Source organism: Phycisphaerae bacterium (assembly GCA_035384605.1).
Classification (GTDB): Bacteria; Planctomycetota; Phycisphaerae; order UBA1845; family PWPN01; genus JAUCQB01.
This window is the reverse complement of the sequence record DAOOIV010000002.1, coordinates 78,863-102,078: the sequence shown is the minus strand read 5'-3', so window position 1 is coordinate 102,078 and position 23,216 is coordinate 78,863. Positions and strand designations below refer to the sequence as shown.

Genomic DNA, 23,216 nt, shown 5'->3' with positions numbered 1-23,216 from the left:
GAAAAAGCCTCCAGCCCATCAGATCCTCAGGTAATCAGGACAAGCGAAAGGGGCGATGAGCTTGCCTGACGTGCCCGGATCGTGCAAGGGGCTGATAGGCTAACGGTCTTAAGCGAACAATCCTTTCACGTATGCCAGATTCTTCTTTGTGTCAGCCACGATATCCTTGTTCGGGCTGCCGGTTTCCAGGACGATCCAGCCGTCGTACTTGATCTCGCGCAGCACTCTCACTGTGGCCGGCCAGTCCACCTTGCCGCTGCCTTTTTCGAGCATCGGATAGTCCTTGAAATGGATCTGGCAGATTTTATTGCGGCCCAGCAGGCGCATTTCTTCGAGCGGATCATGCTTGACGTGGGCGTTGTTGTAAATGTCGTAATAGACCTGCAGCGCGGGCGACTTCACTTGGTCGAGGATGCCGATCAGGGTCCTGGCCGAGAGGTAGCTCTCGAAGCCCAGAATCACTCCGGCCTTTTCGGCCCGCGGGGCCAGCTCGACCAGCGCCTCGGTGACCCGCCGGAGGTCTTCCTTGGCATCTTCCTTTAACTCGCCCTTTCCGAAGAAAGCCAGCAACATCGACTTGGCACCCAGTCTGGCGGTGGCTTCGATCCCATCGGCGACCCAGAGCGCGGCTTTCGGTTCGGACACCAGCGGGACGTCGTTGAGCACCCCCATGGCCGTCGAAGGAATCGACAAGCCCGTTCTGTGGGCTGCTTCCATGTAGGCTTTCTGCACCTCGGCCCTGCGAAGCTGGAGACCATCTTTTGGATAGCCGATGCTGACCTCGACGCCGTCGAGGCCGATCTGCTTGGCAACGTCGAATACGCCGGGGTCATCGCGGCCGATGGACCAGTCGCACATGCCGAACTTCATGCCCGACTTGCGGGTTTCATCGGCCATGGCTTGCAGCCGCGTGAGAGCCAAGCCGGCCGCTGCGGTTCCCGCGCCTGCCAGCCATTGTCGTCGTGAAAGCTTCATGGGCCCATTCCTCCGCCCATAAGACCAAGATGGGAACTGCACGCCTTACGCTCCCAAAGGTGGCAGGCAAAGCCTGCCGGTCAATCCTCCGGCAACGGCTTATCCTTCGTCTCGGGTGCCCAGATCAAGGCGATGATTCCGAGGAAGTAGAAGCCGCACAGGATGACCGCGCCCCAGCGGAAGACCTCGTCGACGCCGGCTTTCTTCAAGGCGAGTTGAAGGCCTCCGCCCAACAGTATGATGACGGCGGTCAGCACGCGAGCGACGTTGTAGCAGAAAGCCGTTCCCGTGGAGCGAAGCCGCGTGGGGTAGATCTCGGGGAAGTAAATCGAGTAGCCGCCAAACACGCTCAGCGTCACGAACCCGACCATCGGCAGCATGAGGTAAGCATGCCATGCCTCGCGGAGCGTCAGGAACACGCCTGAGACCACGATGAACGCGGCGAGGAAAGACACGCCGAATCCAATTCGTCGCCCCAACAGCGTGGCGATCAGAGTGAACACGAACATGCCGAAGAAGGCACCCACATCCTGGAGGAGAGTGCCCAATCCGATGACGCGATCAATCTGTTGGGAAGTGGCATTGGGGAGTGCCTGGCGGATCAGTTCGGGTGACCAGAATCCGACGCCCCAGAGGCCGACGACGCCGGCGACAGCCAAGGCGACGCCGACCAGCGTGCTGCGGCGCCATCGCGGGTCGGTAAACATTCCTTTGATATCGCCCATCTGCTTGTGAAGTTTGTCCGAAGCAGCGACCTTTCGAGCCTCCAGCCAGCTCTGCGGCTCCCTGATCGTGGTCATGATGAAGACGACAAGGATGGCGGGCAGCGCCCCGACAAAGAACAACATTCGCCAGCCGGCGATGCCATTCTCCCCGAGGATTCCCTGCAGCACCGGCGTACCGGGCAGGATGAGAAAGCGTCCGATCGCCGACGCGGTGATGTTGCCGACGGCCGAGAGGGCCTGGAACATGCCGAGCGCAAAAGCTCGCGAATGCGGCGGGACGGTCTCGGCGATCAGCGTGGCACCGGTCGCGAAGGCCCCGCCGATACCGCAGCCCATCAGGAATCGCCACACACAGAAATCCCATCCGCCTGCTGCGAAGCCTGACAGACCGGTGAAGATTGAATAGACCAGGACCGATGCCGAGAGGGTCTTTGCCCGGCCCCACTTGTCGCCCACGATACCGAAGTAGAAGCCGCCGACCGCCCAGCCGAGCATCATGGCTGCGGTGGCGTAGTTGGCGTAGGCCTTGACTTCGTCAGCCGTCGCCGATGCTCCGAGCACATCCATGAGTGCCGGCGTTCGGGCAAGCACGAAGAGCCGCTGGGAGAAGGTATCCATCAGCCAAGCCAGCGAGCCGACGCAGACGACCCACCACTGGTAGCCGGTGAGCCCCTGATACCATCTCGGCTTTTGTTCGGGAGCCAGTTGTGGGGTCTCGTGAGCCATAGAGAAACCTCGCTTGTTGAACCACAGCCCTTGTTGGGCGTCGCGACGCCGGCCGCCCAAGGCGCACTTTACGTTCGGGAATGCTAATGGATGAGCGTGGGGGTGTCCATGTTGATGGCTTGGACCTCGGCAGGTAACAGCATCACCTCGAGCGCGCAAAAATGCCGAAGCGGCATGCACAAGGAGGTTAGGCGCTCCGGCGAACCGGATTGTGGTCGCTCTTGGCGAAAGCCCTGACGCCCCAGGACAATGACCTCGAACCTGGTACTTGGGCCCGTGCTATATCGCTTCGGCAACATTCAGTATGGCACATGCTCCACGGGATTTCAAGTTGTTTTTGCGATTTTTGGACGAATTCGATTGGTCGCCGTCAAGGTCGGACGGGGGAGAAGGGGGGGGCACGTATTGCGAAGCAGGGGACTTTGCCGGCGTTGATTCATGCGCATTCCTGGGAGAGTTCAACCATTCGCTTGAGCCGTTCTGGTCGTACTGCGGGGGCTACTGAACACGCCGACGAGAGAATGTAGCCCGAGCCCCGGCTGCCGACTGCAAGTCGTTGTCTGACGGCGTTCTCGAACGTCGCATCGTCGGCCCGGAGCATCTCGTTCACGGCGTCGAGGTTGCCCTTGAAGAAGAATCGCTTCCCGAACTCCGCCTTGGCTTTGGCCAGGTCCACGGTTCCCAGCGGCGGCGGGTCCAGCGTGTCGATGCCATCCACGCCGGTTTCAGCCATCAGGTCGAGCCGATCACCGATCTTGCCGCAGGTGTGCACATAGGCCGGCAAGGCGTGCTTGTGAATAGCCTCGACAACCCGACGCTCGTATGGCACGACGAAATCGACGTACATCTCGCGGCTGATGAAACCTCCGCCTGCGAAAGCCGAGCTGATGAGAACGGCGTCGGGCAAGCAAGAGGCGAAACATTCGACTTGGGCACTAACCTGCCTGGCAAACTGGTCGAGCATCCGGTGGCAGGCTTCTTCGGCCTCAATCAGTGCGATGAGGGCCGACTGGTATCCGAACAGTTCGAGCAGGTGCGTGAACGGTGAGAAGACCTCGATGTGGACGGAGACGTCGGGGCAGGCTACCCGGGCCTGCCGCAGGCCGCGGGTCAGCCAGTCAGGATAGACATCCGGCCGCGTCAGATCAGCGTCATCCGGAATGTCCCATAATATCGGCGCGTGCCACGTGTTCCAGACGTAGCCAGGGAGGCGGAAAGTGGCAGGATCGTCGGGATCGACCGTGATATAGTCGGCGCGTGGCAGATCGCGGTGGCCGACCAGGAAGGTGTGCGGGTTGTCATCGGCTGGAACGAAAGTCTCCATGCCGAAGCGCCAAACAAGATACTCGCCGTTGTCATGCGGTTCGGCGGTCTGCAGGTAGTCCCGCCAGTTTGCCGGGCGTCCCGGGAGGTTGATAAGAAAGCCGTCAAAACCGTATCGCCGCTGGAAATCCGCCAGGGTTTCGATAAACGTCGGTGTGTCGAACCAGATCTCCGAAGGCTTGCGGCCGCTGTGCAGGAAATAGTGTCCCAGTGCCAGTTGGCACATAACGGGCACCCGGTCCACCGGCTCGTGTTGCATGGCTGCTCGAATTCGGTCCCGTGAGGTCATGGCGCAGATGATAGCCGCAGACGAGTGGTTGTCCTACCCTTCCTGATGCGCGAAGACGCGCCGAGGGGGCGTCGGCACCACTCGTGAACCTGACCCAGCCGTTGTCCGGCGTGCGGCCGAAAGGTAGGACTTCGGTTGCGGCCGAACGGGGAGGATGCTTACATGAGAAACTGCCTCGTATCCGCTTGTGTGACGTTGGGGTTGCTACGCGCGATCACGGCGGCGGAGAATCCCCAAACATACCTTGCCAAGCGAGTGATTGAGCCACCCGCGATTGACGGGCGCTTGGAGGATAAAGCCTGCAAGGCCGCTCCACTCATTACCGGCCTTGTGTCCAACAAGCGGCAGCCGGCAAAGTTCGCGACCGAGTTTCGGCTCGTGCGCGCTGCCGAGGCGATATACGTTTCGGTGCCGGCGTGCGAGCCGGACATATCCCGCCTCAAGTGCCGCGACGAGGCGGACGCACCGCACAGAGTGTGGAATGATGACTGTATCGAAATCTTCCTCGATCCTCAGGCTACTCGGCAGCGATACTACCAGTGCATTATCAACGCCAGGGTTTGATCGCGTGCAGCTATTGCGGTGACTTCTCGGCCGACCTGCCGGCCGAGGCGGCAGCGGGTCGAACGAACGACGCATGGACGCTCGAGGTGCGGATTCCCTTCAGGACTTTCGGAGCTGCGCCGGCTCCCGGTGAGCGGTGGGGCATGAATCTGACGCGCGGGCGTGAGCCGAAAGCCGAGGGAGAACAGCGGGAGAACTCGCTCTGGTGCCCGACGGATGGCAATCACGGCAATCCCGTGCGGTTCGGATATCTCGTGTTCGGCCGGCTTACTGATGAAGTATCGCCGTCGGCCGACCCCGACATGGAGGTCGTCAATCGCGCTTTCGATCAGATTGGCAAGGAGGTTGGCGGCCGTCACCCGGCATGCCCGTGAAGCCACCGCTTGGGCGTTGAGGAACGGTCACCCGGCCTATTGCTTCCAGGGGCGCGACGAGGCGACCGGAGAGGCCTTGCGCTCTCAGTGTCCAGCCTGGGAGGCAGCCCGTGCCGGTGGTGGCAAGATGTGGGTTGCCTGTTCGGCAAGCTACTTTCCGGACATGGGTGACATCCTCGACTATCCGGTGGTGAGCGGCACGCTCTTGCCTTCGCTTGCAAGGCAGGTTCACGCGAGGGGGTACAAGATCCTGAGCTACGGCAACCCTCATGCCGGGGTCGAGCGGCCGGAGGTTTACCGCCGCACCTACGGTTTAGCCTTGCGAGTGGCCGGCTACGATGGGGCAATTGACTACGAGTACCGGACCATGGACGACAAAGCGGCCTGGGATGATTTTGACCATCCTCATTACCGGGATCACAACTTCGCGTATCCGGCTGTGGGCAAACCGGTTGACACCATTCGGTTTGCGGGCTGGCGAGAGGCGGTTGATGATCTTCGATATGCTGCCACGTTGGAGTGGGCCATTTGGCAGTATCGTCAGGCTCGACGCGAGGTTCCGCAAGTCGAGGAGAGTGCGACGTGGCTGAGGCGCCTGACCGGCAAGGAGGAACCTGACGGCGTCAGGGCTGAAATGATCCGCCGCATCGACGCTCTGATGGGTCCGTGAGCGGACGCCAGCCTCGTTGCCCGCCTACCTCGCGGCGGCGACGGCTATCGATCGCTCGTAACTCATGTATGGACAGAATGCTGAGGCTGCTCGCCGCACCTGGGCTTCAGAGGTCGGGAGTCCGGCTTGACCGCTTGGCTGCGATGTGTAGCGTCGTTGACAGCGGCGAGGCACCAACTATAATCGGAACCATGACAGGGACCGAGGCGGCTCATTATGCACGTCGCTTTGGAGTGTAGCTTTTATGGCGGAAGTGGTCCTTGAAAACGTGACAAAGGTCTATCCCGGCCCGGTGAAGGCGGTGGACAATGTGTCACTGAGGATTCACGACAAGGAGTTCGTGGTTCTTGTTGGGCCTTCGGGGTGTGGCAAGAGCACGACGTTGCGGATGGTGGCCGGGTTAGAGGAAGTCACCTCCGGGACCATTCGCATCGGCCAGCGGGTGGTGAACGACGTTCCGCCCAAGGATCGTGACATCGCCATGGTCTTCCAGAACTATGCCCTGTACCCGCACATGACGGTGTACAAGAACATGGCCTTTGGGCTCAAGCTGCGGCGGGTCCCGAAGGCGGAAATCGACCAGCGGGTACGTGCTGCCGCGAGGCTACTTGGTATAGAGGATCTCCTGGACCGCAAGCCGAAAGCGCTGTCAGGCGGCCAAAGGCAGCGGGTCGCTGTCGGACGGGCGATCGTCAGAACCCCCAAAGCGTTCTTGTTTGACGAGCCGCTGAGCAATCTGGATGCGAAGCTTAGGGTTGAAATGCGGGCTGAGCTGAAGAAACTGCATCGGCGGTTGTCGACGACGACGATTTACGTCACCCATGACCAGGAAGAGGCCATGACGTTGGGTGATCGGGTGGTGGTCATGAGGGATGGCGTGGTGCACCAGTGTGCAGCCCCGCTGGAGGTTTATGATCTGCCGGTCAACCGGTTTGTTGCGGGATTTCTGGGCACGCCGCCGATGAATTTCTTTTCGGGACGGATCGTGGCCGAGAACGGATCCTTATGGTTTGACGAGGGTTCGAGCCGGATTCGGATGCCAGAACGTCTGGAGAAGCCGCTCAGCGGACGGGTTGGTGAAGCGATGGTCCTGGGGGTTCGCCCGGAGAGTCTGTCCTGCTCAAATGAGGGCAAGTTCGCAGGTCAGGGCAACAGGATCGACGTGACGATTAGTGTCATCGAGCCGTTGGGCGACAAGATGGATTTGTACGTCCAGACCGGGTCGCACGCTCATGTGGTTTGCCGGATCGAAGCGGACCGGTCATTGAAGGACGGCATGCAGATGCCCATGTACCTGAATCTTGATCAGATACATGTGTTTGAGCCGGGCGAAGAAGGTGTCAATGTGGGTCTGAACGGTGCCGGAGAACAGGTCAGTGCGGCCCGAGCGGTTTGATAGCCGTGGGCAGGACCCCGCAGCCGGTCGCCGCTGCATCGCAAGGAGGACGGCGATGCACTAAGCGATCGTCCTGTACCTTCGTTTTGTGTATGCCGTCTTGTCCCGAGTGGGATGGCGGCTCAAGAAGTGGGTCCGGCGAACGTCCCACTTTTTTGTTTGTCCTGGCCGGTTCGAGGCGAGCGAGTGCGGGGAGAACGGCAGCGCAAGCTTCCGGCGAGGCAAGAGAAAGCCAGACAGGGCGAATGGAAGCCCTTTCAGCAGAGGTGATGCGAGATGAATGTTGAGCTTGTTCGGATTGTCGACAGCATCGCTCGGGACAAGAACATCGAGAAGGAGGTCGTGTTTGCAGACCTCGAACAGGCGATGGTGTCCGCGGTCCGCAAGGCCCATGGTCCGAACGATGAGGTCGTGGTGAACATCGACCGGCTTAGCGGCGAGATCACTGCGAGCTGCAACAACCAGCCGATCGACATGAAGGAGCTGGGGCGTATCGCGGCTCAGACCGCCAAACAGGTGATGATCCAGAAGATCCGTGAGGCGGAGCGGGGCAGCATCTACGAGGAGTTCCTGGAGCGCAAGGGGACGGTGGTGACGGGTACGGTGTCGCGGTTCGAGGGGGGCGCCCTGATCGTCAACCTGGGTCGGACCGAGGGTTTTTTGCCGCGGAGCGAGCAGATTCCGGGCGAGACTCATCATCCGGGCGAGCGGATCCGGTGCCTGATTCTGGACGTGCGCGAAGCGCCGCACCAGGTCAAGATCGTGCTGAGCCGGTCGCACCCCGATTTCATCAGCCGGCTGTTCGAGCTGGAAGTGCCCGAGGTAGCCGAACGAATCATCGAGATCCGGGCTTTGGCGCGCGAAGCGGGCTATCGCACGAAGATCGCGGTGTCGTCGATTGACAGCAAGGTTGACGCGGTGGGTGCGTGCGTGGGAGTTCGGGGCAGCCGGATCAAGAACATCGTTCTGGAACTGGGGGGCGAGAAGATCGACATTGTTCGCTGGAATGAGTCGTCTCAGATCCTGATCGGGAACGCCCTGAAGCCGGCGGAGGTACAGGAGACCGCCTTGTGTTTCGAGCTTGGCCGGGCAACCGTGGTGGTGGCGGAGGATCAGCTTTCGCTGGCTATCGGCAAGCGCGGTCAGAACGTGAGGCTTGCCGCTCGGCTGACGGGTTGGGACATCGATATCCTTACGCCGGCGGAATACAACAAGAACCTTGACGAGTTGGAGAAGGTGCTGAGCGAGATCGAGGGAGTGGGGGAGGACAAAATCGCGAAGATCCAGGCGTTGGGCATTATCTCCCTAGGAGATGTTGAAGAGGTTGGCGCTGCCCCGCTGGTGAAAGATGTTGGGTTGTCGGAGGAGCTGGCCGCCCAGGTGGTCAGCATTGCCTCGGAGGCGGCCAAGCGGTTGGCCATCGAGACGGCGGCAGCCAAAGCCCTGGCCGTTGAAGCCGCTGCGGAGGCTGCAGCGGCGGGTGAAGCGGCTATGGCCGAGGATGGAACGCAGGCATCCGAATCGACTATGGTTGCCGAGGATGGAACGTCGGCATCCGAATCGACTGGTGGCAACAGTGAGGCACCAGCCGAAGGCTGAGAATCACGGGTCCGGGATGGGATCTTTCCGCCGTTGAGCCGGCCATCCTGTGCAAATTGGCCGGACGGCGGGGGGGGATCCATGAGGCCGGTTCAGGAGGTTGAATTTGTCGGATAAGCTTCGGGTCCACACGCTGAGCAAGGAACTGGGCGTCACCAGCAAGGCGATCATCGAGAAGTGCAAGAGCGAAGGCGTCGAAGGGGTGACGAACCACATGTCCGCGCTCTCGGCCGGCCTGGCGGAGACAATCCGGGAGTGGTTCAGTGCTGCCGGCCACAAGACGGCTGTTGAGGAAGCGGCCCCCGTGGACATCGATGCCGTGCGTATCAAGCGCAAGGGCACCCGGAGGAAGAAGGCAGAGGCTCCGAAGGAGACGGCGGTCGAGGAAGCGGGTGAGCAGGTTGTGGTTGCGGCTGTTGTTGCTGAGCCCGCCCCCCCCACGGCGCCGGCGGAGGTTGTGGTTGTCCCGCCGGTCGTGGAAACACGGGCGGGTGGGGCGGAGCAAGCTCCACCGGCCGTCGTGATCGGCGAGCCGGAGCCTCCGTCATCTCCGCCAGCGGAAGCGCCGCCGGCGGTCCCGGCCGAGGAGCCTGTTGTGGCCAAGCCGGCTGCCCAAGCTCCTGCGGCTGCCCCGCCGAAACCTCCCGAGCCCGTGCGTCCGGCCGGGCCGCAGAATGTGCCCGCCCCTGCCCAAATGCGCGGACCCAAGATTGTCGGTTATGCTCGGCCTGATCCTGTGACGCGCCCCGTTCCGCGGGCACCCAAGGGGCCGGCGGTGGTTCCGGAGCCGTTGGAGTTTGAGGGGGGCGGACACAAACGCGGCAAAGGAGGCAAGGGCCCGGTCTACGACGATGTGCCGGGCAAGAAGGGCCGCCAGCGGCTCAACCCGCGGCGCTCAACCACCTCTCTCTATGAGATTGGCGAGCGTCTTCGGGAATGGAACGACCGTGACCTGCTCGAACGTCAGGAGCGCCTGCAGTCGGCCAGCGGGCGGGGCATCCATCATCGGGCAAGGGAGAAGGCCGCCGAGTCGGCGCCCGCTCGAATCGCCCCGCGCAAGACCAAGGCCGAGGTCACCGAGCCGATCATTCTTCATGAGCTGTGTTCCGCCACGGGCGTGGGGATGGCCCAGATCATGCCGAAGCTGATGCACGATCACAACATGGGGCTCGTGCATCGCAACACGGTGATTCCCACCGAGATCGCCGAGATGGTGATGCTGGATTTCGGGGTCGAGATACAGGTGGTCAAGCCGAAGACGGAGCTCGACAAGCTGATTGAAGAGTTCGCGAGCCGCGAGCGCAAGAACCCGCAGCCTCGTCCTCCGGTTGTAACGATGCTCGGCCACGTTGACCATGGCAAGACGAGCCTGCTTGACGCGATCCGAAAGACCTCGGTAGCGGCGGGTGAGGCGGGCGGCATCACCCAGCACATCGGCGCTTACCGTGTGGAGCGCGGCAACCTGTCGGTAACGTTCCTGGATACGCCGGGTCATGAGGCCTTCACGGCGATGCGGGCGCGAGGGGCCCATCTCACCGACGTCGTTGTTCTTGTCGTTGCCGCCGACGACGGGGTGATGCCTCAGACGGTCGAGGCGATCAACCATGCCAAGGCCGCCAAAGTCACCATCATCGTGGCTTTGAACAAGATCGATCTGCCGGGAGTGGACATCAACAAGATCTACGGCCAGCTTTCCGAGCTTGGGCTGGCGCCCACCGAGTGGGGCGGGGAAATCGACGTTGTGAAGACATCCGCCGTCACCGGCCAGGGCGTCCCGGAGTTGATCGAGCATCTGGGAATGCTCACGGAGTTGTTGAACCTGCGGGCGGACCCCGACGTGCCGGCCACCGGCACGGTCATCGAAGCCCAGATGACTCAGGGAGTCGGTCCCCTTGCTCGCGTATTGATTCGGGAGGGCACGCTCAGGCCGGGGGCTTTCATCGTGTGTGGCAGCGCCGCGGGGCGCGTCCGGGTGATGCGGGACGATCTCGGCAGACAGATTGACGAGGCCCTGCCGGGCTATCCCGTCGAGCTGGCCGGACTGGATGAAGTGCCCAACGCAGGTGAAAACTTCTATCAGGTGGATTCATTGCAGCGGGCCAAGGCGGTGGCCGAGTCGGTCCGGAATCAGCGACGGGCGAATGTTCTGACCCGGGCGCGCAAGCCGCAGACGCTGGAAGAGCTGGTGCGGCAGCGTGAGGGCGAGGCGGTTCCCGAGTTGAACATCATCCTGAAGGCCGATGTTCAGGGTTCCCTGGATGCCCTGAACAAGGCCTTGAGCGAGATTCCGAGCGAGCAGGTGAAGCTCCATTTCCTGCACGCCGGCATCGGGGCGGTGACGGAAAGCGACGTCGTGCTGGCTGCAGCGAGCAATGCGTTGGTAGTCGGCTTCAACGTGGTGGCGGACCCGAGCGCTCAACGGCTCGCCGAGACCGAGGGCGTGGACATCCGGTTGTACCGGGTGATCTACAACCTGATTGACGACGTTCGGAACGCGTTGGAGGGCCTGTTGCCGAAGGAGAGGACCGAAGAGAAGCGCGGCCGGGCCGAGGTGCGCGAGGTTTTCCGCATTTCCCGCGTCGGGGCCGTTGCCGGCTGCATGGTGACCGAGGGGCCGATCCTGCGGTCACACCTGGCGCGGGTGATCCGCGACGGGCAGATTATTGTTCCGACGGCGGACGATCTGAAGCGGGAACGGCACAGGGCGATCGCATCCCTGCGGCGGTTCAAAGATGACGTTCGAGAGGTTCGCGCAGGGATGGAGTGCGGGATCCGGATCGAAAACTTCGATGACATCAAACCCGGGGACGTCATCGAGACGTATGAAATCGTTGAGACGACCCGCAAATTGTAGGCGGGCGGAACCGGCGGACGTGTGGGCGGATCAGCATGGCCTCCGATCGGATGGTGGTGGGGACTCTCAGCCTGAGGCTGGCGATTTTTGACGCTTATTCGCTGAAGGACAAGCGGCGGGTGGTCAACAGCCTGAAAGACCGGTTGAAGGGGCGGTTCAACGTTTCGGTCGCCGAGGTCGGGTCGTTGGATCTCCGGCAACAGGCCGAGCTGGGCGTGGCGATGGTGGCGAACGAGAGCCGGTTTGTGGAGAGCGCCCTGGATAAGATGGTTGACTATGTTCGCCAGGACACATCCGCGGCGCTGGTCGACTATCGGATCGAAGTGTTCTAGTGCGACGGCGGGGTCCGGATGCGGGTACAAGAATTCCGGACCGTGGGGTCGGGCCGTTGTCGGGCGGGGCGGTGATGGGCATGAGAGGTCACAGGCCGGAACGGATTGCGACGATCGTGAGAGCGGTGGTGAGCGACGCGATCGCGACCAAACTGAGCGATCCGCGGATCGCGCCGCTGGCGAGCGTGACCCGCGTGGAGGTGAGCGGCGACCTGGAGTACGCGAAAGTCTGGATCAGCGTGCTAGGGGAGGAGTCCATCCAGCGACGTACGCTGGCGGGTCTTTGTTCGGCGGCGGGGTACGTGCAGCGGCTGGTGGGCAGCGAGTTGTCAATCCGGCACTGTCCGAAGTTGAGTTTTCATCTTGACACCTCGCTTAAGAAGGCGGCGGAGACGATCCGGCTGATCAATGAAGCGGCAGCGGAGGCAAGACGACGGGTCGGCGAGGCGGAATCGTCCGATCCCGAAGACTCCATGGAGGCTTCCTCGGGAGAACAGGCATGAAGCATGGCGGTGATTATGCCAGGCGCCTCAGGCAACTGTTCAACCGGCTGGTGCGCAAGTTCGGCAAACCGACCATTCCGGAACCTCCGGACCCGCTCGAGCAACTGCTGGTGGCGATTCTCGGGAGCAACACGTCTCACTACAAGGGGTTCACGGCGTTCAAGAAACTGCGCGAACAGATGGTCGATCTGAACGAGTTGCGTGTCACGCCCGTCAGCGAGTTGGCGAAGATCATCAGTCCTCTGGTCCCGCAGGCGGAGATGAAGGCTCAGCGTATTGTGGACGCTCTGAATGACATTCGTCGCAGGCATGACACGCTTGACCTTTCCTTCCTGAAGCAGCGAGGTCGGCGCGAAGCTCGCGAATATCTGGAGTCCCTGGAAGGAGTGGACCGTTACGCCGCCGCCAGCGTGGCGTTGTTCAGCCTCGGCGGTCATGCGATACCGGTGGACGAGCTGACCCTCCAAATGTTGCGGAAGGACGAGGTGGTGGATCCCGCTGCGGACCTGCCGGCGGTTCAGAGTTTCCTGGAGCACCATATCGGCGCGTCGGATGCCGCGGTTTTTTCGTTGCTGCTGGATCGTTACGCGGCAAGTCGCGGTCTGCGGCTGTCGGAGGCGCCGGTGGGAGAGCCGGTCGACCGGGTTGCATCTCAAGCGGTTGCGGGGCCAAGCGGGTCCGCTTCCAGTAGATCGGCTGCGGATGCGCGAGATCACGGTTCGCAAGGAGCCGGCAGCAGGCCGATGGCCGGTTCATCGGTCGTCCGGCCTATACGGTCACCCAGGAGAATCAAGCCTTCCCGCTCGTCGCCGACGGCCGGCGAACGCGCCCGGTCGCCGGCAAGTCGAGCGGCCAAGGCCGGCAAGCGGAAATGAGGAGCCGGCCCTCAAGACCGGGATCGAGCCGGTCCTTGCTTGAGTCGAGCACGACCGCCGACCGCCGGCTGCAATGCTTTTCAAGGAGAATGACTCATTGGCACAGGATCACGTTCTCAAGATCGGTATTCCCAAAGGCAGTTTGACGGACTCGACGGTCGATCTTTTTCATCGTGCGGGTTTTGAGCTTTATGTTTCGGGTCGCGACTACTACCCTTCGATTGACGATCCGGAGCTCTCGTGCGTGATGTTCCGGGCCCAGGAGATGAGCCGTTACGTCGAGGACGGCGTGATTGACGCCGGCCTGACGGGCTATGACTGGATCTGCGAAAACGGCAGCGACGTGCGCGAGGTGTGCGAACTGATTTATTCGAAAGCCACGACCCGGCCTGCCCGTTGGGTGCTGGCGGTGCCGAACGAATCCAAAGCTCGCGGGCCCGAAGATCTGGACGGGGGTATTGTGGCGACCGAGCTGGTGAACGTCACGAGGCGATACTTCGAGAAAAGGGGGCTCAACGTTCGCGTCGAGTTCAGTTGGGGGGCGACGGAGGTCAAAGCGCGTCTCGTTGATGGTATTGTCGAGCTGACCGAGACCGGATCATCGTTGCAGGCCAACAACCTCAAGATTGTGGACGAGATTCTTGCTTCGACGACACGATTCATTGCCAATAAGCAGGCTTACGAAGATCCCTGGAAGCGCGAGAAGATCGACGCCCTGGCGCTCTTGCTGAAAGGGGCGATCGAGGCGCGGGCCAAAGTGGGATTGAAACTCAATATTCCGAAGGCGAGCCTGGAAAAGTTGCTGAAGATCCTGCCCGCGGAGTTGTCGCCGACCATTTCGTCTCTGGCTGACGAGCAGTATGCGGCGGTGGAGGTAATCCTTGAGGCGGTTGTCGAGAGGCAATTGGTGCCGCAACTGCAGAAGGTCGGCGGAACGGGGATTGTCGTTTATCCACTGAACAAGGTGATTCCGTAGCCGGCGATCGGTTGCCCGAGTGAAGGCATGTCCTGGTGCGGCGGCGCGTGCGATGAAAGGCGGAACGGCCGCCGAAGATCGCGATGGCGGCGGTGTGATGAAGTCATGAGACGCGTAATGTCGGTAACGTGGGACCGGCGGATGGGCGGATTGCTTCCGGCCCTTGTGGTTCTGGCATGCATGTTGAGCGGCTGCGAAAGCCCGACGCGACCTGTCGGGGGTGCGGTCAGATTGCCGTGGTTGCCGCCGATACAGCCTCCCGCGGGTTTTGATCGCCAGCGGGCTGCGTATTCCTTGGCACAGATACCGGATGATCCGCCCGCTCCGACGGTCGTGGAGGGAAAGCAGACCGAGTTGCCCGAAGCAATGCGGCGTCAGTTATCTGAAGCCCGTGAGCAGCTCAATAAAGGGCGGCACACCGAAGCCTTCGTGTTGCTTGAACAGTTGCTTCGAACTGATGCGGGTGTGGCTGAGGCTCATCGACTGGTTGCCGTCGCCGCCCTGATGGCCGGCAATGATGAGCGCGCGGAGCTGTCGGCCGGCCGTGCGCTGAAGCTGCATCCAGGCGATCTCATCAGTCATTACGTCGTCGGTCGCCTGGCGGAGAAGCGACGTGATACGGCGGGGGCCATTCGTGCCTACCGGACTGCGCTGAAGTGCAAAGCATCGCCGGACGAGGTCCACCACCTCGTTCTGACCCACTACCGACTTGGTCTCCTGCTGGATCAGGAGAGGTACTATTTGGCTGCGGCCGAGCAACTGGGCCTTTTTGAGAAGGGCATTCGCTCGCTGGGGAACAAGGTCGAGGAGAACGCCGAACTCGCTTCCATTGTTCGGCTGCAGCGAGGTGCGGTCGCCATTCGCCTGGCTCGAGCGCACAGTTATCTGGGAGACTATTCGGCGGCGGCGGATGCTTTGAAGATCGCGGTGGCGGAATCGCCGAAGGATCTTGATTTGCGCGCCGACTACGTGCGGATGCTGGCGCACGCCGGTCGTCTGGACGAAGCCATGGCGGAATCTCGCCGACTTGTTGCGGACAGCCAGGGGAACCGGGAGGCGGTTGAACTGCTGCTGGGCCTGCACAGGGCAGCAGGGCGGCCGGAGGCGGGCGTTGCCGCCATGCGGGAGGTTGTGGCCGGGCAGTCGGACAACTTGGACTTGAATCTGCTCTACTGCGAGGCGCTGGTGGATGCCGGGCGATATGGCCAGGCGGCTTCGTTGCTCAAGGAGCTGACCGACCGGTTCCCGAAGTCGTCGGAGGCGAGATGGAGACTGGTTTCCATTCAGAGGCTTCGGCAGGATTGGTCGGGTTGGCTTCTTGCTCTCGCCCAGATGCTGGCGGCGGATCCGGTTGTGTACGAAAAGGCGAACCGGGAGCTTGATCAAGCACCTTTGTCGATCACCAGGCGCATGGCCGACGAGGCCTCTTCCAAGGGGGCAGTGCGACAACTCTTGCCCGCACAGCCTGAAGAGGGCGTGTTGTCGGCGGCGTTGGATTATCTTCTGGGCCACATTTGCGGTCGTCTCGACCGCATCGAAGACGCCCGCATGCTTTTTGACCAATCGGCGGCGCGCCTGCCGGGTTTTTTGCCTGCGATCATGGGTGCGGCCGAGTTGTACATGCACCGCTGTCGTTGGGATGAGGCGATCGCCGTTCTGAAGAAGGCCGCGGAATTGGGTCCACCATCACATCTTATCGAGCGCTTGCTGGGCCAGTGTTACGACGGCCTCGACGAGATGGAGCGGGCGATCGAACACTACAAGGCGGCCATCAAGATCAACGGCGAGGACGTCCGCAGCATGATGCTGTTGGCCGGGTTGCATGAGCGCCGGGAGGAAAGCCGTGAAGCCCAGCGGCAGTATCAGGCGGTGATCAGCGTCGATCCGAACTACATGCCCGGTCGCGAGGCCTACATTCGCAGCCTGATGAGCGCCGGCGGCGGATTCACCTCCGCCGTTGTCGCGGGGCGGGTGGCGCTGGAGTTCGCCGAAATGCAGAGGCGAGGTCCGCGTGATCCTGCGACGATTCGGACCGCCGTCTTGTTGCGATTTCTTCAGGATCGCGATCGCGAGTCTTATGGTAATGCGCTTCGGTCGTTGATTCAGGCATATCCTGAGGACGAACGGATTCGCGAGGATCTGGCGGCCAGCCTGTTGGCCTTTCGGGACTACGAAGCCGCCCGCGAGGTTCTGGCTCAAATGGTTGTCGATTTTCCCCGATCCGGGCAAGCAGGTTGGATGATGGCGATGACCCTGACCCGGTTGCTGGAGTTCGACGCTGCTGCCGCGGAGTACGAGCGGATTCTCGCCATTCATCCCAATCGTACGAGCTATCTTCAGGCTCTGGCGGAGCTGCGAATGACCCAGCAGCGATTTGACGCTGCCATTCCGGTGTATGAGCGACTTCTTGCACTGCAGGGCAAGGAAGGTTTTCCGGGCGTTTATCGCGGCCGACTGATGGAGGCTTATCGCCGACTCGGTCGTCTTGACGATGCGCGCCGGCGTGCGGAGGAGTGGCTTGCCGAAGTGGACCCCAAGGCCAAGACCGCCGCGCCGCTGGTCGCTATCTATCGCTGGTTTGTGCTGGCGGCGGATGAGGCGGCGAAGGATTACGACGCTTACCTGCATCGTTGTCGGGAGTGGCTGAAATCCGAGCCTGAGGATGCCAACACTCGGGCCTGGCTGATCGGCCTGACGACGGATGCACCCGTAGGCACGGTCGGCAGGTTGGGAGGTCACGGCGGGCTGATTGGTGCCGGGCGTCACGATGAGGCCGTCGCGCAGGTGGTAAAGTGGCTTGACAGATCGCCCACGGACGCGCGGTTGATGCGCCTGCTGGCCGACGTCTTCGTGGCTTCACGGCGTTTTGATGAGGCGATAGAGATTCAGCGCAGCCTGGCAGCCGCCACGACGAAGGCTGATGAAAAGCTGGTCTTGCTTTACGGTCTTCAGACCACGTACAGTCGAGCCCGCCGCTACGATGATGCCATTGCGACCGTTCGCGAGTGGATGAATGCCGCCCAGAAGTTGCCGGGGGACGACCGCGGTCTGACCCGCCAGGAGCTGGATGGGGCGGTTTTCGAGCAGCGGCGCACGATCGGCATGCTGATGGCTCAGCAAGGCCGGACGGACGAAGCGATCACCTACCTGACGGGCCTGTTGGAGCAGGAGCCGGACGATTCGCGACGGGTTGAGCTGTTGCGGGGCCTTTCTTACATCTTTCAGCGTCAGGGACGGCACAACCCGGCGGAGCAACACCTTCGTCAAGCCTATCAGCTCATGCCGGCCGACGTGGGTTTGAATAACGATCTGGGGTACACGCTGGCCGAGGCCGGCAAGGACTTGGCCGATGCCGAACGGATGTTGCGACTGGCAGTGGGCGAGAGTCCTCGCCAAGCGGCCTATCTGGACAGTCTGGGTTGGGTTTTCTACAAACAGGGCAAGTTTGAAGATGCGTGCCGCTGGCTGCAATTGGCGGCCGGCCAGGAGCACGGCGAGGATCCGGTGATTCATGATCACCTCGGCGATGCGTGCTGGCGTGCGGGAGAGAAGGCCGCGGCGGCTGATCATTGGCGACAGGCATTGGATTTGTACGAGCGGCAACTGGCCGACGGCGTCACGGAGCGAAACGATACGTTGCTTGCCAGCCTCAGGAGCAAACTGGCCGCTGTGGCTGCGGATCAGGAGCCTGCGGTGGCTCCTCTCGGGCTCATGCAATCCTCGGCACCGACCGAATAGCCTTTTTGGCGACGTCACCCTTGAGTGATGGATGCCTCATGGGGTAAAGTCGAGGGAGCAGGTTGAGCAGGTATTGGGGTATTGAGTCCGAGTCTTGCGAGGGCCTGGCCGGCTCGGGCGGAGCTGGACGGCGGCGGATGAAGGTTTTCTCGCGGATCGGTGCCTGAGATTAGAGGAGACGTTAGATGGCTGGTCATTCTCACTGGGCGCGAATCAAACATAAGAAAGGTGTAACCGACGCCCGAAGAGGGCGTCTGTGGAGCAAACTCGCCCGGATCATCATCGTGGCTGCTCGTGCCGGAGGCGACCCTCGGGAAAACCTGCCCCTGCGTTATGCGATTGAAAAAGCGCGTGAAGCCAACATGCCCAAAGACACCATTGAGAACGCCATCAAGAAGGGCACCGGCGAACTGGGAGGAACGAGTTACGAGAGTGTTCGCTACGAAGGATACGGAGCCGGTGGTGTAGCCATTCTCTGTGAAGCCTTGACGGATAACCGCAACCGGACTGCGCCCGAGATTAAGAAGATCTTCGAGCGGCACGGCGGTTCGCTGGGCAGCGCCGGATGCGTGGCGTGGATATTCAGCAGCAAGGGGCAAGTGACCGTTCCGGTCGGTGCGGCCGACGAGGATAAGATCGCTGAGATCGCCTTGGAGGCCGGAGCTGACGACTACCGGCAATCCGACGATGTCTGGGAAATCACTTGCGAGCCGGCGGCATATGAGCCGTTGCGCGCGGCGTTGGCTGCGGCCGGAATCGCTCCACAATCCTCCGAGTTGTCAATGATCCCGTCGAACACGGTCACCGTCGATGCCGAGAACGGCAGGAAGGTCCTCAGCCTTATCGAGGCGTTGGAGGAACACGACGACATCCAGAACGTTTACTCGAATTTCGAGCTGCCCGACGACGTGATGGCCTCGCTGGGGCAGGGATGACGGCGGTATCGAATTGCGCATCCTGTCGAGGGTCGCCTGGGCGGCTCGCTTCTCGCGAGGGCGGGGCACAGCATGGCGATGCTGACAACCGTTTTCCGGCATGGCCCAGCATGGAGCAAATCCGCGACACGGCGAAGCGACCTGTAGAAACAGGCATTTTAATACGTATCAAATAATAAAAGCCCCCTTAATACACCTTCGTTGTACTTTGCCGCGGCGGATGGAGTACCCGACCGCGGCAGGCCGATCCGGGCGACTTCTATGACAGAGGCCACTTGCGGACGGCGTCGGAGATGGCGGTCAACTGCGGAGCGATGTCTGTTTTTTCTCCCGCGATCTCGATACAGTAGACCTTGCGACCCTTGACCATGACGTTGACAACGTATGTGTAGTCGATGCCGTCGCGCTGGTAGTCGAAGGTCATTTGGACGCCGGGTGTCTCGTCGCCGTGCTTGATCTCCCGGCGATCCGCGAGCCTGTAGCCTCGGAATTCCACGAGGCGCGTCATGATGGCTTTTTCCCAGAAGGCCAGGTCGCCGTTCTCCGGGTTGGTCTCGACCCGCAGGGTGATGGCAGCCCCTTCAGCCGACACCGCTCGGACGCGGGTGTCCCAGATCGGGTCGACTTTGACGAAACCCGGCGGCAACGAGTACCGGCAGCCGCACACTGTTCCGATCAACAGAGCTGCAAGTGCATATCGCATGATTCGCGTCATGGTCGTATCTCCCGTTCGTTTTTTCCCAAACCACATGTCCGTATCAACCTCGAATTCCCAGTACGGTCTCCACGCCGAGTTGGTCCAGCCAGGGAAACGGCGTCTCCGGCCTTCGGATCTTGGCCGGCTGGTCCTGTGCCTGGGTAAACGACACCTCGATGGTGCTGAAGGCGATCAGTTTGTCGAGCTGGGCGATTCGCCCCTTGATACGCTCGATTTCCTCGCGTACGCGATTCAGTTCGCGTTCGACCTCCAGCGTGTCCTTGACGTTTGCTGCCTTCTCGAGGATCGCCACGAGCCGATCTCGCAGGGCCTCGGCGTTCTTGAGCCGCAGTTGCAGATCGGTGTACTCGTCGGTGACATCCTGAGCGGTGACGTTCTTCGAGAGGGTCTGGCCCAGGGCCTTGAGCCTCTCGAGGATGGGGAAGAACTGCTTGGCCGGCACGCGAATGGTGATTGAGTTGGCGCTCATGGCCAGCATGTACCCACCGACCTCGTCGGCCAGTCGCTGGGTCGCCTGGACGGAAGCTTCGATATCGGCTACCGCCATGCCCAGACGGCCGGTGTAGATGAGCATCCGCTGGGCGGCCGGCGCAGCCGAGTCCACGCCCTTGTCGGCGGCCAGGCGGGCCAAGGGCCGCTCCATCGCGACACCAGCGGTCGGGGCATCGTCCGCAGTCGCAGGCGGCTCCGCAAGCTCCTTGGCCGCCCGCATTGCCTGCATTTTGCCGTAGTACGCGCAGCCCAATAAAAGGGGAATCGTAGTTAACCATGTGAATCCGATCAGAGCAAGGATCTGTGGTCGTGACCGCATAAGGCACCTCCCATGAGTAACCGACAAGGCCGGCCCACCCACAGGGCCGGTCTGCATCCTACCCCCGCCCCTGCCCAAGCGACAGTGCATCTTTGTCATCCATGTAGCCCCCGACGACATGGTTTGGTTCCCTGCCTTTTCGTTTCTTGTGGGCATTGCCGGCCGGTAAATGGCTGGGGGCGTCCCTTGTGGCGGCAAGGGGAGGGGATGACGGTCATCTTATCGTTTGAGCAGGACCAGGTACTCGACGTTTCCTTTTTGCCCCTTGATCGGGCTTTCGATCCATCGGGCGACGGCCATACCCTCGGCCTCGATCTCGGCGCAGACACTCTCAAATGCGGCCTTGGATTCGGTCGGGTCGAGTACGCCGTGCCGCAGGTGCCTGCGGTCGGTCTCGTAATGCGGTTTGACCAGGGAGATGATTCTGCCGTTGGGTTTGAGCATTCTGAGGGCCGCCGGCAGTATGCGTTTCTGGGGGGTCCAGGCGACGTCGATGGTCACCAGATCGACGTGTTCGGGCAGCGCGAGGTGCATGGCGTTGGTCCGCTCCAAGACCACGACGCGAGGGTCTGTTCTCAGCTCATAGGCGAGCACGCCGTAGCCGGTGTCGACGGCATAGACTCGGCCTGCACCGCGGCGCAGCAGGCAATCCACGAAGCCCCCGACATTGCTGCCCAGGTCGGCACAGATCCAGCCACGAGGCTCGATGCCGAACGCGCTGAGGGCGGCAGCGAGTTTTTCTCCGCCTCGGCTGACATAAGGTTTGTCGCTGGGCTGAGTCATAGTCCGGCTCAGGCAGATTGACGAGCCTTTCGAGGTTTCGGGGGGTTGGGTGTCAGTTGCGTGCCTCGGTTTCCCAGGATGAAAAGAAGCGCGGGCGACCGATCGATCGCCCGCGGATGATCTTGACCGATCCGGCCCAACGACGGAGACCTTACGCCTTGGCGGCCAAGGCGTTATACTTCTTCTGAAGTCGTGAAATCCGCCGACTGGCGGCATTCTTGTGGAGCGTTCCCTTGGCCGCCGTCTTGCTGATCGACTTCACGGCGGCTTTCAGCGCCTCGGCGGCCTTGGCCTTGTCGCCACCGGCCAGCGCCGCCTCGAATTCCCGCACGTCGACCTTGAGAGCCCGCTTGCGACCCCGGTTCCTGGCCCGTCTCTTGGCGTTTTGTCGAATCCGCTTCTTCGCGGAAAGTGAATGAGCCACTAGTTGAATCTCCTACCTTGTCGCGTCAACTCTTGCTGTGGAGGTTTTCTATGCGTTTCCTAACATCTCCCTTACGGTAGTTATAATCCCATTCTATGAGCTGACCGTAGATTTTCAAGGCCTCCGGGGCGTTGCCGTCAGCTTCGAGAGCGCGGCCCAGCCAGTAGTGAAGTCTCTTGCCGAGATCGTCGTTGGGGATTTCGTAGCTCGCAATGGCTTCCCGGAAGACGTTAGCCGCCTGCTTGTAAAAGCCTTTCTCGAAGAAACAGCGGCCGATGTACAGGCTGCATCGGAACCGATTCTTGGGTTCGTTTCGGGCCTCCTGCAGAACAGGAATGGCATCGTCGTAGCGACCGGCCTCGAAGAGTCTGCGGCCGTATTCAAAGCGGTAGTTCAGCTCGGTCGGGTACTGCTCAACGCGTTCCTTATAGACGGCCAGCTCGACTTTCAGTTGCTTGGCTCTTGCGGCGTGCGCTTGGGGGTCTCCGGCTTCCTCGAGCAGGCGAGCTTTTCGCCTGAGTTGTTTCATATAGATGTCATGGGCCCGCAGTTTGTACCGATACTCGTCGGTTTGCTCATAGGCTTTGAGCAGGATTCTCATGGCCTGGGCTTCCTCTTGGTCCTGCTCGCGGCGGCAAAGCAAATCGACAAGCTCATGGATCAGAGTCCCGTTGGTGGGATCGGCTTCGTAGCGTTGTCGCGCTTGAGCGATCAGGTTGTCAAGGCGGTCGTCGGACTGAACGAGCCGGTCTTTGTCGTGCAGGTCTCGCTGCGAATCCTTGTCCATGATGGAATCGGTGAACGACTCGGCCGACGAATAGCGCCCTTTCAGGATAGTCAGTTTTCCGGCGACATCGCGGAGGGCCACGGCCAATTCACCGTCGTGGGGTTTGAGGGCCCGGAGTTTGGTAAGGGCATCCACGGCGCGGTCCATGGCCTCAATGGCCAGGGGCGGGTCGGTTTCGGCGTTCAGGTCGCCAAGCATTTCATAAGTTTGGCGCAAGGTGATGAAGCGAGCGGGGTTGGGCTTGGGTTCATGAACCACCGCATCGCCCAGGATCTCGCCGATCCACATCGCGGTCTTGTCGAAACGGGCTTGGGCCGCATTCTTGAACAATGCTTCCATGTATCCGATGTTCCGCGGGTCCATGGACAGGAGCCGCTCGGCGTTGAGCATGCATGTCTTGTAGTCTTTCCCCGAGGTCTTATACTTCATCTGGTCGACGAAGCCGACTTTCTTGGGGCCGCGAAACAAGGCTGCCGCCCGACAGGGCTTGTGTCCCTCCTCGACAGCCTCCGGCCAGTGGCCGAGCCCAAGGATGTATAATTCGATGGCATAGTCGTAGTTCTTTTTGCTGACAAGCTCTTGGGCCCTCGTGAAGCATTCCTTGGCCTTGGCGATCTCGTCGGGGCCGAAAGTCGGTCGTGTTGGATTGGCAGCGCTCTTAGCCATAAGTCCTGTGTTTGTCAGGAGATCTTGGCCCGATACGGCGTCGCGCAGCAGGAGCCTTCACGGTGCCACGCCATATCTGGTGCCCAAGGCCGCCCGAGTCCCGCCCGAGCATGAGCTCCGTCGCGCCTTTGGACAGGGCGCTAACGCGTCGTTCACGCTGAGTGTAAGACTGC

20 protein-coding genes are annotated in these 23,216 nt (G+C 61.5%); 12 read left to right on the top strand and 8 right to left on the bottom strand.

What is annotated here, in order from left to right; genetic code table 11:
* Window positions 1-108: 108 nt before the first annotated feature.
* From PLL20_01010 to PLL20_01000, 3 genes are all read right to left on the bottom strand, one after another.
* Window positions 109-975: a sugar phosphate isomerase/epimerase family protein gene (locus tag PLL20_01010; GenBank protein ID HPD28545.1), complete on the bottom strand. Its 867-nt coding sequence runs from the start codon at window positions 973-975 to the stop codon at window positions 109-111.
* Window positions 976-1,055: 80 nt separating this feature from the next.
* The gene (locus PLL20_01005; protein ID HPD28544.1) at window positions 1,056-2,426 is read right to left on the bottom strand and encodes an MFS transporter; all 1,371 of its coding nucleotides are present in this window, start codon (window positions 2,424-2,426) and stop codon (window positions 1,056-1,058) included.
* Between the two features lie 436 nt (window positions 2,427-2,862).
* On the bottom strand, window positions 2,863-4,008 hold the full coding sequence (locus PLL20_01000; GenBank protein HPD28543.1) for a uroporphyrinogen decarboxylase family protein: 1,146 nt from the start codon (window positions 4,006-4,008) through the stop codon (window positions 2,863-2,865).
* Between the two features lie 192 nt (window positions 4,009-4,200).
* Between PLL20_01000 and PLL20_00995 the strand changes: the two genes are divergently transcribed.
* From PLL20_00995 to PLL20_00940, 12 genes are all read left to right on the top strand, one after another.
* The gene (locus PLL20_00995; GenBank protein ID HPD28542.1) at window positions 4,201-4,602 is read left to right on the top strand and encodes a sugar-binding protein; all 402 of its coding nucleotides are present in this window, start codon (window positions 4,201-4,203) and stop codon (window positions 4,600-4,602) included.
* The gene (locus PLL20_00990; GenBank protein ID HPD28541.1) at window positions 4,578-4,976 is read left to right on the top strand and encodes a hypothetical protein; all 399 of its coding nucleotides are present in this window, start codon (window positions 4,578-4,580) and stop codon (window positions 4,974-4,976) included. The genes PLL20_00995 and PLL20_00990 overlap by 25 nt, the downstream gene beginning before the upstream one ends.
* Window positions 4,977-5,103: 127 nt before the next feature.
* Window positions 5,104-5,646 carry a hypothetical protein gene (locus PLL20_00985; GenBank protein ID HPD28540.1) on the top strand — a complete coding sequence of 181 codons (543 nt, stop codon included), beginning with the start codon at window positions 5,104-5,106 and terminating at the stop codon, window positions 5,644-5,646.
* 244 nt (window positions 5,647-5,890) lie between these two features.
* Window positions 5,891-7,042, top strand: coding sequence for a sn-glycerol-3-phosphate ABC transporter ATP-binding protein UgpC (ugpC, locus tag PLL20_00980; GenBank protein ID HPD28539.1), 1,152 nt, complete (start codon window positions 5,891-5,893; stop codon window positions 7,040-7,042).
* A gap of 276 nt (window positions 7,043-7,318) precedes the next feature.
* Window positions 7,319-8,641, top strand: coding sequence for a transcription termination factor NusA (nusA, locus tag PLL20_00975; GenBank protein HPD28538.1), 1,323 nt, complete (start codon window positions 7,319-7,321; stop codon window positions 8,639-8,641).
* A gap of 106 nt (window positions 8,642-8,747) precedes the next feature.
* Window positions 8,748-11,495: a translation initiation factor IF-2 gene (infB, locus tag PLL20_00970; protein HPD28537.1), complete on the top strand. Its 2,748-nt coding sequence runs from the start codon at window positions 8,748-8,750 to the stop codon at window positions 11,493-11,495.
* A gap of 35 nt (window positions 11,496-11,530) precedes the next feature.
* Complete coding sequence (locus PLL20_00965) at window positions 11,531-11,827, top strand: DUF503 domain-containing protein (GenBank protein HPD28536.1); 297 nt, start codon at window positions 11,531-11,533, stop codon at window positions 11,825-11,827.
* Between the two features lie 80 nt (window positions 11,828-11,907).
* On the top strand, window positions 11,908-12,330 hold the full coding sequence (gene rbfA, locus PLL20_00960; GenBank protein HPD28535.1) for a 30S ribosome-binding factor RbfA: 423 nt from the start codon (window positions 11,908-11,910) through the stop codon (window positions 12,328-12,330).
* Window positions 12,327-13,205 (top strand): hypothetical protein, encoded by an 879-nt coding sequence (locus PLL20_00955; protein ID HPD28534.1) that lies wholly within the window; start codon window positions 12,327-12,329, stop codon window positions 13,203-13,205. Before rbfA ends, PLL20_00955 begins: the two co-directional genes overlap by 4 nt.
* A gap of 73 nt (window positions 13,206-13,278) precedes the next feature.
* On the top strand, window positions 13,279-14,181 hold the full coding sequence (gene hisG / locus PLL20_00950) for an ATP phosphoribosyltransferase (GenBank protein HPD28533.1): 903 nt from the start codon (window positions 13,279-13,281) through the stop codon (window positions 14,179-14,181).
* A gap of 117 nt (window positions 14,182-14,298) precedes the next feature.
* Window positions 14,299-17,919: a tetratricopeptide repeat protein gene (locus PLL20_00945; GenBank protein ID HPD28532.1), complete on the top strand. Its 3,621-nt coding sequence runs from the start codon at window positions 14,299-14,301 to the stop codon at window positions 17,917-17,919.
* A gap of 185 nt (window positions 17,920-18,104) precedes the next feature.
* Window positions 18,105-18,854: a YebC/PmpR family DNA-binding transcriptional regulator gene (locus tag PLL20_00940; GenBank protein HPD28531.1), complete on the top strand. Its 750-nt coding sequence runs from the start codon at window positions 18,105-18,107 to the stop codon at window positions 18,852-18,854.
* A 259-nt stretch (window positions 18,855-19,113) separates the two neighbouring features.
* Here the strand turns inward: PLL20_00940 and PLL20_00935 are convergent, their stop codons facing one another.
* From PLL20_00935 to PLL20_00915, 5 genes are all read right to left on the bottom strand, one after another.
* Complete coding sequence (locus PLL20_00935; GenBank protein ID HPD28530.1) at window positions 19,114-19,569, bottom strand: hypothetical protein; 456 nt, start codon at window positions 19,567-19,569, stop codon at window positions 19,114-19,116.
* Window positions 19,570-19,612: 43 nt separating this feature from the next.
* On the bottom strand, window positions 19,613-20,383 hold the full coding sequence (locus tag PLL20_00930; GenBank protein ID HPD28529.1) for a DUF4349 domain-containing protein: 771 nt from the start codon (window positions 20,381-20,383) through the stop codon (window positions 19,613-19,615).
* A gap of 219 nt (window positions 20,384-20,602) precedes the next feature.
* Window positions 20,603-21,166 carry an SAM-dependent methyltransferase gene (locus PLL20_00925; GenBank protein ID HPD28528.1) on the bottom strand — a complete coding sequence of 188 codons (564 nt, stop codon included), beginning with the start codon at window positions 21,164-21,166 and terminating at the stop codon, window positions 20,603-20,605.
* Window positions 21,167-21,317: 151 nt separating this feature from the next.
* Window positions 21,318-21,590, bottom strand: coding sequence for a 30S ribosomal protein S20 (gene rpsT, locus PLL20_00920; GenBank protein HPD28527.1), 273 nt, complete (start codon window positions 21,588-21,590; stop codon window positions 21,318-21,320).
* Between the two features lie 25 nt (window positions 21,591-21,615).
* The gene (locus tag PLL20_00915) at window positions 21,616-23,043 is read right to left on the bottom strand and encodes a tetratricopeptide repeat protein (GenBank protein ID HPD28526.1); all 1,428 of its coding nucleotides are present in this window, start codon (window positions 23,041-23,043) and stop codon (window positions 21,616-21,618) included.
* Window positions 23,044-23,216 lie beyond the last annotated feature (173 nt).

Coding starts and splice junctions, on each gene's coding strand:
- PLL20_00945 (HPD28532.1), top strand. CDS start 14,299: ATGTCGGTAACGTGGGACCGGCGGATGGGCGGATTGCTTCCGGCCCTT.
- PLL20_00915 (HPD28526.1), bottom strand. CDS start 23,043: ATGGCTAAGAGCGCTGCCAATCCAACACGACCGACTTTCGGCCCCGAC.
- PLL20_00965 (HPD28536.1), top strand. CDS start 11,531: ATGGCCTCCGATCGGATGGTGGTGGGGACTCTCAGCCTGAGGCTGGCG.
- PLL20_00995 (HPD28542.1), top strand. CDS start 4,201: ATGAGAAACTGCCTCGTATCCGCTTGTGTGACGTTGGGGTTGCTACGC.
- PLL20_01010 (HPD28545.1), bottom strand. CDS start 975: ATGAAGCTTTCACGACGACAATGGCTGGCAGGCGCGGGAACCGCAGCG.
- PLL20_00955 (HPD28534.1), top strand. CDS start 12,327: ATGAAGCATGGCGGTGATTATGCCAGGCGCCTCAGGCAACTGTTCAAC.
- hisG (HPD28533.1), top strand. CDS start 13,279: ATGCTTTTCAAGGAGAATGACTCATTGGCACAGGATCACGTTCTCAAG.
- PLL20_01005 (HPD28544.1), bottom strand. CDS start 2,426: ATGGCTCACGAGACCCCACAACTGGCTCCCGAACAAAAGCCGAGATGG.
- rbfA (HPD28535.1), top strand. CDS start 11,908: ATGAGAGGTCACAGGCCGGAACGGATTGCGACGATCGTGAGAGCGGTG.
- PLL20_00940 (HPD28531.1), top strand. CDS start 18,105: ATGGCTGGTCATTCTCACTGGGCGCGAATCAAACATAAGAAAGGTGTA.
- PLL20_00935 (HPD28530.1), bottom strand. CDS start 19,569: ATGACGCGAATCATGCGATATGCACTTGCAGCTCTGTTGATCGGAACA.
- nusA (HPD28538.1), top strand. CDS start 7,319: ATGAATGTTGAGCTTGTTCGGATTGTCGACAGCATCGCTCGGGACAAG.
- ugpC (HPD28539.1), top strand. CDS start 5,891: ATGGCGGAAGTGGTCCTTGAAAACGTGACAAAGGTCTATCCCGGCCCG.
- PLL20_00930 (HPD28529.1), bottom strand. CDS start 20,383: ATGCGGTCACGACCACAGATCCTTGCTCTGATCGGATTCACATGGTTA.
- PLL20_01000 (HPD28543.1), bottom strand. CDS start 4,008: ATGCAACACGAGCCGGTGGACCGGGTGCCCGTTATGTGCCAACTGGCA.
- PLL20_00925 (HPD28528.1), bottom strand. CDS start 21,166: ATGACTCAGCCCAGCGACAAACCTTATGTCAGCCGAGGCGGAGAAAAA.
- PLL20_00985 (HPD28540.1), top strand. CDS start 5,104: ATGTGGGTTGCCTGTTCGGCAAGCTACTTTCCGGACATGGGTGACATC.